This window comes from Polaromonas sp. P3_B1 (genome assembly GCF_056402935.1).
In genome coordinates this window covers 51,448-68,376 of the sequence record NZ_JBFUGK010000005.1, presented here as the reverse complement: position 1 = coordinate 68,376, position 16,929 = coordinate 51,448, and the positions used below count along the sequence as shown (strand labels likewise).

Sequence of the window (16,929 nt, the reverse complement as noted above, 5' to 3'; positions counted from 1 at the left end):
CTTTTTTGTAACAGCGCCGGAAAACAGGCCCCGGCCTTGTTCTTTTTAATTAGAGCCGTTCACAAAACCCAGCGAAGCGGTCCTGGCTAGGCGCGTCGCCGCAGACAGTGCTTAGGGCCTGTGAGCCCTGGCACGGCAAGGCGGCGCAACAACGCCAGGAGGGTTTTTTGAACGGCTCTCAGGTCAGCAAGGCCACGGCCGCCGAAAAGCTGAAGAAGGCCAGCACGGTGGACAGCAGGATGATGCGCGCGATGCGGCCGTTGTCGGCGCCGAAGCGCTCGGCTAGCAGCGCGACATTGCTGGCACTGGGCAGGGCCGCGACCAGCACGATCACGGTAAGGGCAAAGCGCTGCAGCGGCACGCCCAGGGCGATGGCGCCCAGCCCCACCAGGCCCACCAGCACCGGATGGACCACCAGCTTGATCAGCGCCACCGGCACATAGTCCTTGAGCGGCGTGGCCGCGACGCTGTTCATCTGCGAGCGGGCCAGCACAGCGCCTATGGTGAACAGCGCGACCGGCGAGGCGGCATCGGCCAGCAGCCCCACGGTCTGCATCACCGGCCCGGGCAGCGCCAGGCCCAGGCCGGAGGACAGCGCCCCCAGCACGATGGCCCAGGGCATGGGATTGAGGGCCACGCCCTTGAGCGCGTTCTGCGCGGCAACCTCGGCGCCGTGGATGTCGGCCGAGTCCAGCCGCGACAGCGCGATGCACAGCGAGCTCGTGACCAGCAGGTCAACCAGGATGGTGACGATGGCCGGGCCGGCGGCCTGCGCGCCCAGCAGTGCCACCAGCAGCGGCACGCCCATAAAGCCGGTGTTGGGAAAGGCCGCGACCAGCGCGCCGAAGGAGGCGTCGTTCCAGGCGATGCGGCCCTTGCGCGTGAGCATCACGGTCAAGCCCACCATTAGCAGCGCACACACCAGGTAAACGGCTACCAGGCTGGCATCGAGCAACTGCGCAATCGGCGTGCCGGCGCCGAAGCGGTAAAGCATGCAGGGCAGCGCGAAATACAGCACAAAGGTGTTGAGGCCGGGAATGGCCAGCTGCGGAAGCAGGCCGCGGCGCGCGGCAAGATAGCCGCACAGCACCAGGGCGAAAAAGGGGAAGGTGACAAAAAGTATGCTGAGCACGGCGCTGATTGTCGCCCAGGGCTGCGCCGGATGCGGACAGCGCGACCCGCCCGGCGGCCGAATCGCTCGCGCAGCCTGGAGAAAAAAGGGCAAAAAATAGCGGCTTGTGCAGGTGGCACCTGCACAAGCCGCTATGGATATTGAATTGAGCAAGACGGCTGGACGGCGGGCAACCGCCAGCCAGTCAGCCGCAGGTCGCTTTAGAAACTATGCGCAATGCCCGCATAGATGGTTCTTTGCGACTGATTGACCGCCGGATTACCCGAGACCCCATCCACCCCGAAGTTGGCGCCGCTGGAGTTGCTGACGTTGCCGAATGCCGCGTACAGCAGCGTGCGCTTGGACATGCTGTAGTCCACGCCCACCATGCCCAGGGTGGCCTTGCCGGCCACGCGGTCGGATGTGACACGGAAGACCGAACCGATCAGTGTCATCGCCGGCGTCACGTCGTAGCGAACGCCGACCCAGGCGTGCTTGAGCTTGGTCGCGGCGGTGAGGGCCGCGTCGGGTGCGGTGATGTGGTCGTAGGCCGCATACAGCTTGGCCGGGCCGAACTTGTAAGTGCCGCCTATGATGGTTTCCTTGGAGGTGTTGAAAACATCCGTGAAGGTGCCGGCAGCATTACGGCGCTGGGAATAGATGGCGCGCAGCATCAGGTCCTGGTTTGCATAGGTCAGAGAAAAGCCTTCGCCGCGGTTGGCCTTGCTGTTGCCCGCCTGTTCGCCGAGCGAGATCTGCCCCGTGGCGCTAAAGCCGCCCATATCCGGCGTCGAATACTCGATCACATTGTTGGCACCGGGCCAGCTGCGGCCCCTGACCAGGGTGGCGCTGCCCACCCACTGCTGGCCGGTCGGGTCCAGGTCCCACACGTCGTTGCTGATGAACAGGTTCTTGCCAATGCGGAAGCTGCCCCAGCTGGCGTTGGACAGGCCAACATAGGCGCGGCGGTTGAACAGGTTGGTTCCGGCTCCCCCGTTTTTAAGCTCAAACCCGCTTTCGAGGACGAAGTTGGCCGCCAGGCCGCCGCCCATGTCTTCTTTGCCCTTCATGCCCCACATGCTGGTGCCCCACTGGTTGCTGGCCACCATGGTTTTGGAGAAGCTGGCATTGGCCACCGGGTCAAACACATGGTCGATATAGGCCAGGCCTGACACGACACGCCCGTACAGGGTGACGGAGGATTGGGCCGAGGCCATCTGCGGGGCCATCACGGCCGCGCAGGCAACGCCCAGGTAAACACTACGAAGAACAGCTTTCATGGTTTGTCTCTTTTCTATGGTTGGATTGAGTCGGTTGATGAAGTCCGGATATGCCCATTCGCCGGCATGGCTGCCCGGAGCGAACCCGGTTCGGGCGGGAACGCATTGGCGGCAGGCTTGCGCCTGTTCCGCCGAAAACATCAGTCGTAAAGCACCGCCGCGATCTTGGGATCGTTGATGGTGGTCTTGTCGTAGTAATAAAAGCCGGTGTCTATGACCTTGGGCAGCTTCTCGCCCTTGAGGGACTTGACCGCGGCCTCCACGGTCTTGTAGCCAATGCCCACCGGGTTCTGCGTGATGGCGCCGGCCATGGAGCCATCCAGGATGGCGGCTTTTTGCTGCTTGCCGGAGTCGTAGCCGATGATCACCACCTTGCGCTTCATCTCCCTGGCGCCGTTCAGCGCGCCTATGGCCGAGCCTTCGTTGGCGCCGAAGATGCCCTTCAGGTTGGGGTTGGCCTGCAGGATGGACTTGGTGATTTCGGTCGACTTGAGCTGGTCGCCGCCGCCGTACTGCACGCTGACGATCTTGATGTTGGGGTAGGTCGACTTGATGCGGTTGACGAATCCGTCGGTGCGGTCGATGCCGGTGCGGCTGGTCTGGTCGTGCACCACCAATGCGACGTCGCCGCTCTTGCCGATCAGCTCGGCCATCTTGTCGGCGGCCAGTGCGGCGGCGGCCACGTTGTTGGTGGTGGTCGTCGTCACCGGAATATCGCTGTCCACGCCGGAGTCAAAGGCGATGACCGGGATCTTGGCGGCCTGGGCTTTTTTCAGCAGCGGGATGGACGCCTTGCTGTCCAGCGCGGCGAAGCCGATGGCCGAGGGCTTTTTGGCCAGCGCCGCGGCGAACATGTCGATCTGCTTGTCGACCATGCTCTCGCTCTCGGGGCCTTCGAAGGTCACCTTGACCTTGTAGTCCTTGCCGGCCTGTTCGGCGCCCGCCTTGACGGCCTGCCAGAACTGGTGCTGAAAGCCCTTGGACACCATCGGGATGTAAATCTCGTCGGCGGCGAGCGCCGTCGTGCTGAGTGTGGCGGCCAGGCCGAGGCCCAGCGCGAGGCTCAAAAGTGTTCGTTTCAAAATCATGTTGTCTCCGGATCGTTATGGGTTGTTGGAATGAAAATCAAGCATCAAACGTTGGCGCAGCTGGGAATCAGGTCAGGTCAGGTCAGGTCAGGTCAGGGTCGGGATGAGGCATCTCCTTGCAAGGACTGCAAGCCGGCGCACTCGATGGAAGCTCGCTTGCCTGCATTTATTTGCGCTTTCTCAGGATGTCGGCGTACACCGCCGCGATGATGATCAGGCCGGTCACCACGGTCTGCCACTCCTGGGCCACGGACATGATGCGCAGCCCGTTGGTCAGCACGCTCATGATGAAAGCGCCGATGATGGTTCCGAGAATCGTGCCGGCCCCGCCGCTGAGCGAGGTGCCGCCGATGACGACGGCGGCGATCGCGTCCAGTTCATAGCCTTGGCCCAGGGAAGGCTGCGCGGAGTTCAGGCGCGAGGCGATGAGCAGCCCGGCAATGCCGCAGATCGCGCCGCTGAGCGTGTAGACAACAATCTTCCAGCGGTCCACATTCACGCCCGACAGGCGCACCGCTTCTTCGTTGCTGCCCAGCGCAAAGGTGTAGGTGCCCAGCACCGTCTTGTTCAAAATCAGGCTGGACACCACCGCCAGCACGAACAGGATGAGCACCGCGTTGGGGATGGGCAGCTCGGGCAGGAAGTAGCCGATCAGCGACTCCTGCGCGATGAGCGGGAACTCCGGCGTGTCGTTGAAGTAGATCGGCTTGGAATGCGTGATGACCAGCGACAGGCCTTTGAGCATGAGCATCATGCCCAGCGTGGCGATGAAGGGCGGGATCTTCAGCTTGGCGATCAGCACGCCCGAGATGAAGCCCGAGAGCGCGCCCACGAGAATGGCCGCGAGCACGCCCAGGTAGAACGGCAGGCCCCAGTAGGTCAGCACCACGCCGGCCATGACAGCGCAGAAGGTCATCAAGGTGCCCACGGAAAGGTCTATGCCCGAGGTGATGATGACAAAAGTGCACGCGATGGCAAGCACACCGTTGACCGCCGTCGCCTGCAGGATGCCGACCATGTTGTCGGTCTGCATGAAACTGGGCGAGGCCATACTGAAGAAAATCAGCAACCCCAGCAGGCTGGCAAACGCCAGCAGCTTTTGACGGGTGTTGCTGCTGAAAGCCGCAGTCTTGAAACCCTGCAGCGACTTGGAGACGGTCATGAGCGCTAGGTCCATTGTCTTGGCGTGCTTTGTCAAACGATGGCGGCAGCGGCGAGGCCGCCGACAACGCCGGGTGAATGCGAGGCTTCGCGCCGGGTGGCGAGCTGCATGATCTTTTCCTGCGTCGCATCCCGTGCCGACAGCTCGCCGGTGATGCGGCCTTCGCACATCACCACGATGCGGTGGCTCAGGCGCAGCACTTCGGGCAGCTCGGAAGAGATCATCACGACGGCGCGGCCCTGGGCTGCCAGTGCGTTGAGCAGCTTGTAGATTTCGCTCTTGGCGCCCACGTCAATGCCGCGTGTGGGTTCATCAAAGAAGAGGATTTCGCAGTCGCGCACCAGCCATTTGGCGATCACGATTTTTTGCTGGTTGCCGCCGGACAGCAGCGCCACTTTTTGCTGCGCACCCGGCGTCCTGATGCCCAGTTGCCTGATCAGCCCGGCGGCGGCTTCCTGGATGGCGGCGGGCTTGAGGAAGAACCCCAGGCTCAAAAACCGCCGCAGGTTCGCCAGCACGATGTTGGTCTGCACGTCCATGCCGGTGGCCAGGCCGAAGTGCTTGCGGTCTTCCGACAGGTAGCCGATGCCGTGCCGCACCGCATCGGCCGGGCTGCGCACCGTAACCTTGCGGCCCCTGACCCAGATCTCTCCCGAATCCTTTTTGTCGGCGCCGAACACCGCCCGCGCGACTTCGGTCCGGCCGGCGCCCATCAGGCCGGCAAAGCCCAGTATCTCGCCCTTGCGCACGGTGAAGCTGACGTCCTTGATCGCGCGGCCGCGATGGAGTCCGCGCACCTCCAGCAGGGTCTCCTGCGGCTGGTCGGCCGGCGTCGGGGGCTCGCCCTCCAGCAGCGCGCGGCCGACCATCATGCCGATGATGGTGTCCACGCTGGTGGTGGCGGTCGGCACGGTGCCGATGTACTGGCCGTCGCGCATCACGGTCACACGGTCCGAGATGCGCTTGAGCTCATCCATCTTGTGTGAGATGTACACCATGCCCACGCCCTGGCGTTTGAGCTCGCCGATGATGCGGAACAAGTCCTCGACCTCGGCATTGTTCAGCGCGGCGGTGGGCTCGTCCAGGATCAGCACGCGCGAGTCGAAGGACAGCGCCTTCGCGATCTCGACCATTTGCTGACGCGCCACCGTCAGGTCGCAAACCAGCGTATGAGGGTCCAGGTTCAGGTTCAGTCGGTCAAAGATCGCCTGTGTGTCGCGGGCCATCTTTTCGGTGTCGATGAACAGGCCCAGCCGTCCACGGGGCTCGCGTCCGATGAAGATGTTCTGCGCCACGCTCAGGTGGCTCATGAGGTTGAGCTCCTGGTGGATGATGCCTATGCCCAGCGCCTGCGCGGCGCGCGGGCTGTCGATCTCGACCGCCTGCCCCTCAATGCAGATGTCGCCCGAATCCTTCTGGTAGACCCCGGCGAGTATCTTCATCAGCGTCGATTTGCCGGCGCCGTTTTCGCCCATCAGGGCATGCACCTCGCCGGCCGCAACCTCAAGCTGGGCGTTGTGCAGCGCCCGCACTCCCGGGAAGGATTTGCAGAGCCTGGCGATGGACACAAGAGGGGTCATGGATGGCCCGTCAGCCGGCGCGCGACGAAGTCGTTTTTGGTCCGTACCCCGGCCTGTGGCCGCCCGGCGCACCTCCGCAATCCCCCTGGCGGGGCGCGGTTTTGATCCATACCGTTTTTTTACGCAATTTGCCAGAATACATAACAAAAACCCTTTTCAAACCGGCTCGCGTCCTCGAAAAAGGTGCGAACCGTCCCAACAACTCAGAAACCTGTTGTTACAAATAGTTCATTGATGAACAAACTATTCACTTATGGATTGAATGATAGAAATCGCCTCCCCTTTTGAAGCCCCGTACTTTCCCTAGTCCACGATTCGATTTATTGATGAACAGTTGATCCAAAAGTAAACAAGCAAAGCCAAGAAACAGCGAAAATCGCTACCTGAGCTGCCAGACATATCAATAGCGCTGTTTTACATATCAAAATTGCAATAGCTCCAGCTTCATTTACCCTGCTGCTATGAAAACAAAAACTGCTTCCCCTCCGCCTGCCGACCAGAGCCCGAATGAAGGCGATGCCATCGCGTCCGCGCCTCTGGCGGATGACCGCTATCGGGCGCCGGCGCTGGACAAGGGCCTGGACATCCTTGAGTTGCTGGCCCGCCAGCCACAGGGGCTGACGCGCGCGGAGATCGTCAAGGAAATGGATCGCAACGCGAGTGAGATCTACCGCATGCTGGAGCGATTGGTGGCGCGGCAATATGTGATGCGTTCACTCTCGGGCGACCGCTATTCGCTGAGCCTGAAGCTCTTCGCGCTGGCGCACATCCACCCGCCGCTGAACCGGCTGGTGACCCAGGCCATCCCCGTCATGGAAGCGTTTGCGCGCAAAGCGGAGCAGGCCTGCCACATGGGCATCTACGACCAGGGCAATGTGCTGGTCACCGCGCAGGTCAACGGCCCGGGCACCTGGAGCATGACGGTCCGCGTGGGCGTGCACGTCGGGCTCGTCGATACCGCTTCGGGCCAGGTGTTGCTGGCGTTCTCGGATGCCAGCCGGGCCCAGCAGATGCTGAACCAGCACATCGCGCTCGAAGGCGAGGTGCCGATCGAGTCCGAGGCCTTGAACACCACGCTGCGCACCATCCGCGAGCAAGGCTATTTCGAGCGGGACAGCCTGCAGTCTTTCGGCGTGGCCGATATTTCCTGCCCCATCTTCGGGCCCGACAACAGCGCGCTGGCCGCGCTGACCTGTCCCTATGTGCGGCGCATAGACCGCCACGTCGGCCCCGACCAGAAAACCGTGCGCCTGCTGCTGCAGCAAGCGGCCCAGGCCCTGTCGCTGGCGCAAGGCGGCTTTGCGCCGGCGATCCGGCATCCCTGAACCGGTCCACGGCCTCAACGTGGCCGCGCTGGACCTTGAGGACGGTTCCCAGGCCGTGGCGCATCTTGCGCTACTGATTCAATAGCAAATTACCCGCATCCGCGCTGCGGAGCAAGCCGTGTTGCAGGCGCGCAAAAGGCAGCCGCTATGATCTGCCGTTCACCCGGCCTTCCCCGCAGGACCGCCTCGCCCATTTAGGCATTTCTCCCCCTTTGGAATCGATTCATTTTTCATGAGCCACGGCCTGAACCCCGCCCAACTTGAAGCCGTGAACTACCTGCATGGGCCCTGCCTGGTTCTGGCCGGCGCCGGCTCGGGCAAGACGCGGGTGATCACGCACAAGATAGGCCAGTTGATCCAGTCGGGGCTCAAGCCCGAGCAGGTCGCGGCGATCACCTTCACCAACAAGGCCGCCGCCGAGATGCGCGAGCGGGCCAAGGCGCTGATCGGCAAAAGCGCCAAGGGCGTGCTGATCTGCACCTTCCACGCGCTGGGCGTGCGCATGCTGCGCCAGGACGGCGCGGCGCTGGGCCTGAAGCCCCAGTTCTCCATCCTCGACAGCGACGACGTGACCAGCATCCTGAAAGACGCCGGCGGCAGCACCGACGCGGCCACCGCGCGGCAATGGCAGTGGGCCATCAGCCTTTGGAAGAACATGGGCCTGAACGCGGCCGAGGCCATGGCCCAGGCCAATGGCGACGAGGAGCGCGCCATCGCGCGCGTGATGGCGCACTATGAGGAGCGCCTGACCGCCTACCAAAGCGTGGACTTCGACGACCTGGTGGGCCTGCCGCTCAAGCTGCTGCGCGAGCACGACAGCGTGCGCAGCAAATGGCAGCAGTCGCTGGGCCATGTGTTGGTCGATGAATACCAGGACACCAACGCCACGCAGTACGAAATGCTCAAGCTGCTGGTGGGCGCGCGCGGCCGCTTCACGGCCGTGGGCGATGACGACCAGTCGATTTACGGCTGGCGCGGCGCCACGCTGGACAACCTGCGCAAGCTGCCGCAGGACTATCCCAACCTCAAGGTGGTCAAGCTCGAGCAGAACTACCGCTCGACCAGCGCCATCCTGCGCGCGGCCAACAATGTGATCGGCCCCAATCCCAAGTTGTTTCCCAAGACGCTGTTCAGCGAACTCGGTGAGGGCGAGCCGGTGCGTGTGGTCGATTGCGACAGCGAGGAGCACGAGGCCGAGCGCGTGGTGGCGCGCATCCAGAGTCTGCGCGCCGAAGGCAGCCTGCAGGCCGAAGGCGGGCAGTTCAAGGAGTGGAAAGACTTCTGTGTGCTTTACCGCGCCAACCACCTGGCCAAACCTTTCGAGAAAGCTTTTCGCCGCGCCAACATCCCTTACAAGGTCTCGGGCGGCCAGAGCTTTTTCGACCGGGCGGAAATCAAGGACCTGTGCTGCTGGATGCGGCTGCTGGTCAACAACAACGATGACCCAGCATTCATGCGCGCGGTGACCACGCCCAAGCGCGGCATAGGCCACACGACGCTGGGCGCCTTGGGCACTTTCGCCAGCCAGACCAAGCAAAGCCTGTTCGAGGCGCTGTTCAGCAACTCGCTGGGCTCGGTGCTGCCGGCCAAGGCCGTAGGCTCGCTGCATGAGTTCGGCCGCTACCTCAACGACCTCGAGTACCGCGCTAAACGCACCGTGGGCGCGGAGGACGCACGCGCCTTCCTGAACGACTGGCTCAAGGAAATCGATTACGAGAAGCACCTCTACGACGGCGAAGACAGCGAAAAACTCGCGGCCGCGCGCTGGACCAATGTGATGGACTTCTGCGACTGGGTGGCCCAGCGCTGCGGTGGGCAGATTGACGATGCCTCGGGCGCAGTGGTCGCCGCCGAGACCAAGACCATGCTGGAGGTGGTGCAGACGATTGCGTTGCTCTCAACCATCAGCGAACGCGAAGGCGACCAGAACGTGGTGACGCTGTCCACCCTGCATGCCGCCAAGGGGCTGGAATGGCCGCACGTGGTGCTGGCCGGCGTGAACGAAGGCCTGCTGCCCTTCAAGCTCGAGGACGACGATGGCAGCAACACCGACAACATCGCGCTGCGCCTGCAGGAAGAGCGCCGCCTGATGTACGTGGGCATCACCCGTGCGCAGCGCACCCTGGCCGTGAACTGGCTGCGCAAGCGCAAAAAGGGCCGCGACATGATCCCCGGCGCACCCAGCCGTTTCATCGCCGAGATGGCGCTGGACAAAGCCACCGTCAAAGAAGATCCGCGCGAAAAGCTCAAGGCCCTGCGCGCGGAGTTCGCGAAGAAGTCCGCCGAGGGGATTGCCGCGGCGGCGGCTTCAGAGGCGCGCTAGCGGCGGGGTTATAGCCCCAGCCATTTGCCCAGTTCGAGCAGCTTGGCCTGGTCATACGGGGCAAAGCCCTGCACTGTCAGCGCCTCCAGCCGCTTTTTGCCGTCGGCGGATTGATCCAGTCCCACAAAGTAGGCGGTGAGCTGGGCGCGCTCCGCATCGGTCAGCTTGCCGCTGGCGATCAGGTGCTTGATGGGCACGGGCTTGCTGGTGGCCAGCACTTTGCCGCCTTTGGCTTGCCAGTCTTTGACCACGGCGCGCGATGCGGTGACGCCCGAGGCCACCATGCCGTTTTCCACCATGAAGGGCACCGCGTCCTGCAGTTTCACGTAAACGGTTTCCAGCGGCTGGGGGCCCAGCGCATCACGCAGGGTGGCGCGCATGATCACCGAAGTGATGGAGTCTTCGCTCGGTGCGCCGACCTTACGCCCCTTCAGATCGCCGATGGTCTTGAGCGGGGAATCGCTGCGCACCATGAAGGACGCGCTGTATTCCGTAAAGCCCTTGGTCACCGCAATGAGTTGGTAGCCGTTTTTGGACAGCGCACGGATGGAATGGTGCGCGGGATGCACATAGGCAATGTCGTAGCGCTGCTCGGCCAGGCCGGCCGCGAGTTCTTTGTAGTCTGTTACGGGCTGTATCTTGACCGGCCGTTTGAGCAGCTTGCCCAGGTCATCGGAAAGTTCGCGAAAACGCTCGACGGTCGCGCCCGGGTTGACCCCGTAAGTCACGCCTTCGTTCACGGCGAACACCAGTGGGGCGCCCTGGGCCCAGGCTTGGCCGGCCAGCAAAACCAGCACTAACATACTCACATATTGACGAATTTTCATGGTGGACACCTCTTGGATAATGGGAAAGCAATACCAGTGTCGCAGTTACAAAGTGTTTCAACTCACGGGTTAACCTGCGTTGCGCGTCATAGAAGATGTATTCGTGAGATAGTGCGCAAGCCTCAGGGCTTGTGCGTTGCGTAAACCCCGCACCGAGCTGCCCTGGGTTTTCCTTCCACCGCTGCGCCGCAGTCCTGGCCGCCCGGACTGAGCCTGTGCAGTGTTTCTGCAGCCTCGTTCTGAACGGCCCCGAGCCGGCGTTCACCTGCCCATGACTTTGACCATCTTCCGATTTGCTCTTTTTTTGATAGCAACCTGCGCAATATCCACTGGGGCTACCGCCCAGATAAAACCTGATTCCGGATGCCCCGCGGCGGCGGACATGAAGGCTGCGCAGCTTTATGGCCTCTGGGCCGTGCGCTTTACCAACCCGCCCGCCGGCCTGCCGGACCGCGCCACCATGCTGCTGGAGCGGCACGCAGAATTCGCCGAAAGCCTGGCCGGCATCGTGAGCCGCGACCTGGGCGCGGCCGCCGGCACCAAGGCCATTGCCGGCCATGCCGCCAAGGCCGCACTGGCCGGCGACCTTGAGGCCGGCATGCTGCTGCTCGACGAGTCCTCCGACAACATCAGCATCACCGGCACCTGGAACGGCGAGATGGTCGAGGGCTCCTGCGGCAAGGCCTTCAAAGGCAGCTGGAAAGACACCAGCAGCAGCGCGCCCGACAACGCGCCCGACGTGCCCTTCACGTTGACCCGGCTGCCCTGAGCCCGGCTCGCCCGAGAATCTCTTAGAACACCACCCAGCCACCCATGCGACTGAAACTCTCCGCATTCGCCGCGTCCCTGCTTTGGGCCGGCCTCCCGGCGCTTTTGAGCACCAGCGCCGCGCAGGCGCAAACACCACCCGCCACGCGGTCTCCGCTGGGCTGGCAGGCATGCCAGGCCCTGAAAGCCGACCCCGCCGCGCAACTGGCCTGCTTCCAGCAGTGGGCGGACGCCCAGACGCCTGCCAACATGCCCGCGCCCAGCCTCACCACGGCACCGGCCAATCCGGCAACCGGCCAGCCGGCCACGCCGGTGCTGCTGCTGCCTTCGCTGAACACCGAGGCGCCCGACGGCAAGCCCATTGGCTGCAAGAACACCAAGTACTCGGAGCTCTCGCGCTTCTGGGAGCTGCAGCGCGGCACCGATTGCGACACCTTCTCGCTGCGCGGCTACCGGCCCATCACGCTGGCCGTCTCCACCTCCGACAGCGTGAACATGCAGCCCTCGTCGCCCTCGGCGGGCCATACCGCGCTGACGTCGCAGCCCTACATGCGGACCGAGAACAAGATCCAGCTTTCGGTACGCACCAAGATCGCCAAGGGCTTGTTCAAGAGCGGCCCCGAGGACGACGACGACCACGATTCGGTGTGGTTCGGCTACACCCAGCAAAGTTACTGGCAGCTGTTCAACGGCGCGATCTCGCGGCCTTTCCGCACCACCGACCACGAACCCGAGGTCATCTACATCTACCCGCACCAGATCCCGCTGGCCGGCGGCTGGACCTACAGGCTCTCGGGCCTGGGGCTGGTGCATCAGTCCAACGGCCAGTCGCTGCCGCTGTCGCGCAGCTGGAATCGCGTCTACCTGATGGGCGCGGCCGAAAAGACGCTGGGCCAGGATTCGGGCCTGACCTTGCAGGGGCGCATCTGGGACCGGCTCAAGGAGTCGTCGGGCAACGACGACAACCCCGGCATCGAGAACTACATAGGCCGCGCCGAAGTCACGGGCAGCTGGCAGGTCAACAAGGCCAACACCCTGGGCATCACGCTGCGGCATTCGCTGCGCAAGGAAGCCCGCGGTTCCGCGCGCCTTGACTGGATGATGGCGCCCGCCTCTTCGCCCAACTACACCGGCCTGCGCTACCACGTGCAGCTTTTCAGCGGCTACGGCGACAGCCTGGTCGACTACAACCGCAAGCGCACGGTGCTAAGCGTGGGCCTGAGCCTGGTCGACTGGTAGCCGCGGCGCTTTTTTTCGGCGCTTCGGTGGCACGTTAGTGGCGCTTTTGCCAGCACGCGGACGGCGTGCCGGCTGATACACAAAAGCACGGGCCGGCCCCAAGCTGGGCCCATGACCGAGCCCACCACCTTTACCCTGGCATGCATCGTGGCCGGCGCGCTGCTGATCGCGATGACGCTGGGCGGCTCCTTCATCGCGCGCCTGCCGCTGAGCGCCGCCATGCTCTACCTCGGCGTGGGCGTGGCCGTCAGCCCGGTGGGGCTGGGGCTGCTCAAACTCGACGCGATGAAGAACACCGTGCTGCTGGAGCGCCTGACGGAAGTGGCCGTGCTGGTCTCGCTGTTCACCTGCGGCATGAAGCTGGAGTTCCGCTTCAAGGACCGCCGCTGGCGCGTACCGGTGCAGCTGGCAACGGTCTCCATGCTGCTCACGGTGGCGGCCGTCACCGCGCTGGGCGTCTATGCCCTGGACCTGCCGCTGGGCGCGGCCGTGCTGCTGGGCGCCATCCTCGCGCCGACGGACCCGGTGCTGGCCTCCGACGTGCAGGTCGCCAACCCCGGAGACCGCGACCGCCTGCGCTTCGGCCTGACGGGCGAAGGCGGGCTCAACGACGGCACTGCCTTTCCCTTGGTCATGCTCGGCCTGGGCCTGCTGGGCCTGCACGAGCTCGGCGAAGGCGGCTGGCGCTGGTGGGCCGTCGACGTGCTGTGGGCGGTGGCCGGCGGCCTGGCGCTGGGCTGGCTGCTGGGCACGCTGGTGGGCCGCCTCATTCTTTACCTGCGCATGCGACACCGCGAGGCGCTGGGCTCGGACGAGTTCATCGCGCTGGGGCTGATAGGGCTGACCTACGGCCTGGCGCTGCTGAGCCACACCTACGGATTCCTCGCGGTGTTCGCGGCCGGGCTGGCGCTGCGCCGCATCGACGAGCCCCATGCGCGCCCGCGGGTGCAGGCGGCCGATCCCGGCGAGGCCCTGAGCCCCTCGGAACAGGAAGCCTCGGGCGCCGAGGCGCCGGCCCACATGATGCGCGCGGTGGAGCGCTTCAACAGCCAGCTTGAAAGCTTTGCCGAAGTCGCCATCGTGCTGGCGGTCGGCGTGCTGGTGGCGACGACGCGCTTTCGCGCCGAAGTGTTGTGGTTCATTCCACTGCTGTTCCTGGTGGTGCGGCCCGCGGCGGTTTACATCGGCCTGCTGGGTACGCCGGTCAAGGGCGCGCAGCGCCGGCTCATGGGCTGGTTCGGCATACGCGGCATAGGGTCGCTGTATTACCTGCTCTACGCCATCAACCACCACATTGAACGCGCGCTGGCCCAGCAGCTGCTGTCCATCACGCTGGCCGTCATCGTGGCCTCGGTGGTCGCGCACGGCGTTTCGGTCACGCCGCTGATGAAGCGCTACGAAGCGCGCAAAGCCGGCCGGCGGCGCTAAGAGCTGCCCACACGCCACTGCGTCGAGCCGCGGAGAAAAGACCCGTCATTCCGTGTGCCGATGATATTGATAACCATTCTCATTTGTATAATCCTGGTTTTCCCATTCACGAAAACCCAGGAGCCGCCATGACACCCGTGCTGAAACCCGCCGTTCTTGCCACCCTGCTCGCCCTGCTGGCGGCGCCCGCCATGGCCCAGCCCGCAGCCGCCGCAAACGGCACCGTGGTGGCGGCAACGGCCGCGCAGGCAGCGACGGCCCCCGCCGTGGCCAAACACTACGCACAACTGGTGCTGGCCAGCTATGAGGACACCCTGGCCGCTACGCTCACGCTGCAAAAAGCCGTGCAGTCCTTCACCGCCGCGCCTTCCGACGAAGGCATCAAGGCCGCGCGCAAGGCCTGGCTGGACGCGCGCGAGTTCTACAGCCAGACCGAGGCTTTCCGCTTTTACGGCGGCCCCATCGACGACAAAAACGGCCCCGAAGGCCGCATCAACGCCTGGCCCATGGACGAGTCCTATGTCGACTACGTGAAGGACGCGCCCAACGCCGGCATCATCAACAACCGCAAGACCGCCATCAGCAAAAAGCAGCTGGCCAGCCTCAACGAGCGCAACGGCGAAGAAAACATCGCCACCGGCTGGCATGCCATCGAGTTTTTGCTCTGGGGCCAGGACCTGAGCACCACCGGCCCAGGCAACCGTTCGTTTGAAGACTTCGTGGACGGCAAGAAGCCCAATGCCGACCGCCGCCGCCAGTACCTGCAGGTGGTGACCGAACTGCTGGTCGACGACCTGCGCAGCCTCACCAAGGCCTGGGCGCCCACGGCGACGTCCTACCGCGCGAAGTTCGAGCGTGGCGGCATGGAGTCGGTACGCAAGATGTTTGTCGGCCTGGGCTCGCTCTCGCGCGGTGAACTCGCCGGCGAGCGCCTCGAAGTGGCGCTGGCCAGCCAGGACCAGGAAGATGAGCACTCGTGCTTTTCCGACAACACGCACCGTGACGTGGTGGCCAACGCCAAGGGCATCCAGAACGTGTGGCTGGGCGAATACAAACGCGCCGACGGCAGCACGCTCAGCGGTGCTTCGCTGCGCGACCTGGTGGCGGCCAAAAACCCGGCGCTGGCCGAACGCACTACGAAACAGATTGCAGCTTCAGTCGCCGCCGCCGAAGGCATACAAGCGCCATTCGACCGCGAGATCGTCGGCGCCAAGGATGCGCCCGGCCGCCTGCGCGTGCAGAAAACCATCGACAGCCTGGTGCAGCAAAGCAAGGACCTGGTCGAAGCGGCCAACGCGGCCGGCATCACCAAGCTGACTTTGGTCAAACCGTAAGTGTTGCGCAGCGCTTCATCCCGCATGGCCGCGCGCCGCCTGCGCGCGGGGCTCGCCTGGCTGACCGTAGCCGGCCTCGCGGGCGCGGCATTGTGGGCGACTGCGGGTGCCGCGCAAGACAGCGTCCCCGACGACGAGAAAACCGGCGGCGACACCACCGTGTTCGCTACCGGCCAGAACGCTTTTTCGTTTCCGCTGGCCAACCTGCCCGACGAGGAACGCACGCGCTTCGTCATCGGCAACTCCTTCTTCAAGCGCAACTGGGTGCAGGCGCCCTCGTCGACCACCGCGCGCGACGGCCTGGGCCCGCACTTTATCGCGCGCTCCTGCGGCGGCTGCCATGTGCAGGACGGCCGTGGCGCGCCGCCCGATTTCACGCGCGGCCTTTCCGACCAGCCAGTCGGCCTGTTGCTGCGCCTGTCGATTCCGGGCAAGGACGTGCACGGCGGCCCCATGCCCGACCCGGTGTACGGCGACCAGTTTTCCAATTTCGCGGTGCAGGGCGTGATGCCCGAAGGGCAGATCTCGCTGCGCTACGAGACCGTGCGCGGCAAGTTCGCCGACGGCACGCCTTACCAGCTGCAAAAGCCGCGCTACGGTTTCAGCAAGCTCAACTACGGTCCCATGGCCAAAGATGTGATGCTGAGCCCGCGCATCGCGCCGCAGATGGCCGGCGTGGGCCTGCTTGAAGCGATTCCCGAGGCGGAGATCCTGCGCAATGCGACCGACCAGGCGGCCCTGGGCGGCGCGGTGCGCGGCGTCGTCAACCAGGTGTGGGACGCGCCCTCGCAGCAACTGCGTGTGGGACGCTTCGGCTGGAAGGCCAACGTCGCCACGCTGGCGCACCAGACCGGCGGCGCCTTCCTGGGTGACATGGGCATCACCTCGCCGCTGTTCCCGAAAGAAACCTGCACCGCCGCGCAAAAAGACTGCCTGGCCGCGCCGCGCGGCGCGCAGGGCAAGGCGCCCGAGATCGACGAGAAAACATTTAACGACGTGGTGTTCTACGAAAGCACACTGGCGCCGGCCGCGCGGCGCAACCCCAAGGACGCCCAGGTGGTGCAGGGGCAGAAGCTCTTTGCCCAAGCGCAATGCGCCGCCTGCCATCGCCCCAGCTATGTGACCGGCGAGACTCCCTTCCCGCGCCTGGGCAGCAAGGCCGCGCAGGGCCAGACCATCTACCCCTACACCGACCTGCTGCTGCACGACATGGGGGAAGGCCTGGCCGACGGCCGGCCCGACTTTCTCGCCAACGGCCGCCAGTGGCGCACGCCGCCGCTGTGGGGCCTGGGCCTGGTGCCCGACGTGAACGGCCACAACCGTTTGCTGCACGACGGCCGCGCGCGCGGCGCGCTGGAGGCCGTGCTCTGGCATGACGGCGAGGCCAGGGCCAGCAAGGACAAGGTTTTGCAGATGACGGCGCAGGAGCGCGCCGCGCTGGTCAAATTCCTCGAATCGCTGTGA

13 protein-coding genes are annotated in these 16,929 nt (G+C 64.6%); 7 read left to right on the top strand and 6 right to left on the bottom strand.

Annotated features, from left to right (window positions below):
- Positions 1–178: 178 nt before the first annotated feature.
- The 5 genes from AC1DXS_RS04410 to AC1DXS_RS04390 form a co-directional block, all read right to left on the bottom strand.
- Complete coding sequence (locus tag AC1DXS_RS04410; RefSeq protein ID WP_477736360.1) at positions 179–1,132, bottom strand: AEC family transporter; 954 nt, start codon at positions 1,130–1,132, stop codon at positions 179–181.
- 200 nt (positions 1,133–1,332) lie between these two features.
- The gene (locus AC1DXS_RS04405) at positions 1,333–2,391 is read right to left on the bottom strand and encodes a porin (protein WP_477736359.1); all 1,059 of its coding nucleotides are present in this window, start codon (positions 2,389–2,391) and stop codon (positions 1,333–1,335) included.
- A gap of 140 nt (positions 2,392–2,531) precedes the next feature.
- Entirely contained in the window at positions 2,532–3,476 is a 945-nt protein-coding gene (locus tag AC1DXS_RS04400) for a substrate-binding domain-containing protein (protein WP_477736434.1), read from the bottom strand.
- A 169-nt stretch (positions 3,477–3,645) separates the two neighbouring features.
- Complete coding sequence (locus AC1DXS_RS04395) at positions 3,646–4,641, bottom strand: ABC transporter permease (RefSeq protein WP_477736358.1); 996 nt, start codon at positions 4,639–4,641, stop codon at positions 3,646–3,648.
- A gap of 32 nt (positions 4,642–4,673) precedes the next feature.
- Positions 4,674–6,221 carry a sugar ABC transporter ATP-binding protein gene (locus AC1DXS_RS04390; protein ID WP_477736357.1) on the bottom strand — a complete coding sequence of 516 codons (1,548 nt, stop codon included), beginning with the start codon at positions 6,219–6,221 and terminating at the stop codon, positions 4,674–4,676.
- 461 nt (positions 6,222–6,682) lie between these two features.
- On the opposite strand from AC1DXS_RS04390, the gene AC1DXS_RS04385 reads away from it, so the two are divergent.
- Both AC1DXS_RS04385 and AC1DXS_RS04380 read left to right on the top strand, forming a co-directional pair.
- The gene (locus tag AC1DXS_RS04385; protein WP_477736356.1) at positions 6,683–7,546 is read left to right on the top strand and encodes an IclR family transcriptional regulator; all 864 of its coding nucleotides are present in this window, start codon (positions 6,683–6,685) and stop codon (positions 7,544–7,546) included.
- Positions 7,547–7,778: 232 nt separating this feature from the next.
- Positions 7,779–9,869, top strand: a complete 2,091-nt coding sequence (locus tag AC1DXS_RS04380; RefSeq protein ID WP_477736355.1) for an ATP-dependent helicase — start codon at positions 7,779–7,781, stop codon at positions 9,867–9,869.
- Between the two features lie 8 nt (positions 9,870–9,877).
- On the opposite strand, the gene AC1DXS_RS04375 is transcribed toward AC1DXS_RS04380, so the two are convergent.
- The gene (locus AC1DXS_RS04375; protein WP_477736354.1) at positions 9,878–10,696 is read right to left on the bottom strand and encodes a phosphate/phosphite/phosphonate ABC transporter substrate-binding protein; all 819 of its coding nucleotides are present in this window, start codon (positions 10,694–10,696) and stop codon (positions 9,878–9,880) included.
- A gap of 382 nt (positions 10,697–11,078) precedes the next feature.
- On the opposite strand from AC1DXS_RS04375, the gene AC1DXS_RS04370 reads away from it, so the two are divergent.
- The 5 genes from AC1DXS_RS04370 to AC1DXS_RS04350 all read left to right on the top strand — a co-directional run bounded on the left by AC1DXS_RS04370 (position 11,079) and on the right by AC1DXS_RS04350 (position 16,929).
- Entirely contained in the window at positions 11,079–11,465 is a 387-nt protein-coding gene (locus AC1DXS_RS04370) for a hypothetical protein (RefSeq protein WP_477736353.1), read from the top strand.
- Between the two features lie 44 nt (positions 11,466–11,509).
- The gene (locus AC1DXS_RS04365; protein ID WP_477736352.1) at positions 11,510–12,703 is read left to right on the top strand and encodes a phospholipase A; all 1,194 of its coding nucleotides are present in this window, start codon (positions 11,510–11,512) and stop codon (positions 12,701–12,703) included.
- A gap of 111 nt (positions 12,704–12,814) precedes the next feature.
- Positions 12,815–14,131, top strand: a complete 1,317-nt coding sequence (locus tag AC1DXS_RS04360) for a cation:proton antiporter (protein WP_477736351.1) — start codon at positions 12,815–12,817, stop codon at positions 14,129–14,131.
- A gap of 128 nt (positions 14,132–14,259) precedes the next feature.
- Complete coding sequence (locus AC1DXS_RS04355; protein WP_477736350.1) at positions 14,260–15,465, top strand: imelysin family protein; 1,206 nt, start codon at positions 14,260–14,262, stop codon at positions 15,463–15,465.
- A gap of 24 nt (positions 15,466–15,489) precedes the next feature.
- Positions 15,490–16,929 carry a di-heme oxidoreductase family protein gene (locus tag AC1DXS_RS04350; RefSeq protein WP_477736349.1) on the top strand — a complete coding sequence of 480 codons (1,440 nt, stop codon included), beginning with the start codon at positions 15,490–15,492 and terminating at the stop codon, positions 16,927–16,929.